The sequence below is a fragment of the Acidisphaera sp. S103 genome, assembly GCF_009765975.1.
Taxonomy (GTDB): domain Bacteria; phylum Pseudomonadota; class Alphaproteobacteria; order Acetobacterales; family Acetobacteraceae; genus Rhodopila.
This window is the reverse complement of sequence record NZ_LMUJ01000080.1, coordinates 1-1792: the sequence shown is the minus strand read 5'-3', so window position 1 is coordinate 1792 and position 1792 is coordinate 1. Positions and strand designations below refer to the sequence as shown.

The window sequence follows — 1792 nt, the reverse complement described above, 5'->3', positions numbered from 1 at the left end:
GCGCCGTCCATCGCCAGCCCGTCGGTCAACACCTCCGCGGAAACCGTCTTTGTTCGCCGCGCCTACACCTACCTGTCCGCGGATCAGGTCGGTATCCTCCGCATCGGTCAGGGCGACGGCGTTATCGGCCTGTTCGACAACTGCATTTTCACCAGCCAATGCTGGGATGCGGGCGACGGCGTGTTCCAGGGCCCTGGCTTCGGCGGGATCAACTTCGGCAACGCAATGGGCGGTGGCGCCACCAACTATCCGTGGCTCGCACAGGCCGGCGCCGAATACGCCAACGAAAAGCTGACTTACCTCAGCCCGCAGATCTACGGCTTCGATATTGGCCTGCAATATGCGCCGAGCGAGGGCAACGCCTACCAGATGTCCTCACCGCTCGCCGCCTTCTCGTCCGGTACCAGCCCTGGGCTTCCGACCGGCGGCGACAACTCGATCCAGACAACGACCGGCAACACCTCCAACCGCTGGTATAATCAGGTTGGTGCGGGTCTTCGCTATGAGAATACCTTTGGCCCCGTCGACGTGAAAGCCTACGGCTTCTACGAACACGCCGCGGGTGAAGACGCCGCCACATACACGACCGCCACGCCGGGCACCGCCGCTTTCATGTCGGCAAGCGCCAACGCCCTGCACTACCAACAGATCGGCTTCTTCCAGGGTGGTCTCGCCGTCACCACCGCCGGCCTGACCGCCGCCGTCACCTACCAAGGTGGCAAGGTCAACAACCAGCTGGCCCTCGACCCCAGCGGCGGCGCGCCCATGGACGCGACCGTCTTCGGCCTGACCTACGTCAACGGTCCCTGGGTACTCGGCACCGCCATCGGCATCATCAACTCCCAGGGCAGTGCGAACCTGGTAGGGGTTTCGCAGCGTCACCAGTTCGAAACCGCGATCGGTGGCAACTACAAGCTCGCCCCGGGTGTCAACCTGGTGTTCGAATACAACTACTATCAGACCCACCAGGGCGACTTCAACTTCGCGACCAACGCTGTGGGTGGTGGCACCGCCTACAACGACGTGAAAGGTCAGGCCCTGTACGTCTCGACCATGCTGACCTGGTAATCAACGCGATCAACCAGACGATCGAAGCGGCGGGGCATCACCCCGCCGTTTCTTTTTGTGACGCGCATTCGGGGCAAAACCTCATGCACAGCGGCACAGAAGCGCGAATACAGGTTTAGCGGGTATCGCGCGCCCGGTTGGCGAGCCGGTCGCGCGCCGAAAGAGACGCATACCAGCGACCGTTGACGTTGACACATCAACCTCGTCATCGACCGGCGAAGTCCGGCCCATTCAATCCAGCACCTTATTGTGGCGATGGCCCAGATTGGCGTTAGGCCATGACGGACCAAGAGACGGCCTCAATCGCGGATAGTATGAGGACCTGCATTTTCAGGACACCTGGAATCGGAGAAATGAAAGATTCCGATGGAGCTTGTCCGGGCCACTGCGCGTGACACACGCTGGAACACGTGGCTCGGACACACCCCAACCACCGCGACGCGTCCTGGACCGTGGCCTTCCAGCGAGAGTCGAAATACTCTGGCGCATAAGTGCCGAATCGCACCAATAGCGACGGCCACGTCGCACGCCACGAACGGCAGGGTGTGGGAATGCGAGCGAAGGGGGGGACGGACCAATGACAATCAGCGAAAACGCCAACCATCCAGCACCGACGCCGTCGCGACCGTGCCAGTACACGCTGTTCTTTATCCCGCGCGGCATGGTGGCGGAAGCCGAGAGCTTCTTCGCCGGAATGGAGGAACCGGACGACTATTTCCTGCTC

The 1792-nt window shown here is 62.0% G+C and carries 1 pseudogene; it reads left to right on the top strand.

The window, feature by feature from the left end:
* Window positions 1-1068, top strand: a pseudogene (locus tag GSQ89_RS27265) (porin); the annotation flags it as partial.
* Window positions 1069-1792: the final 724 nt, after the last annotated feature.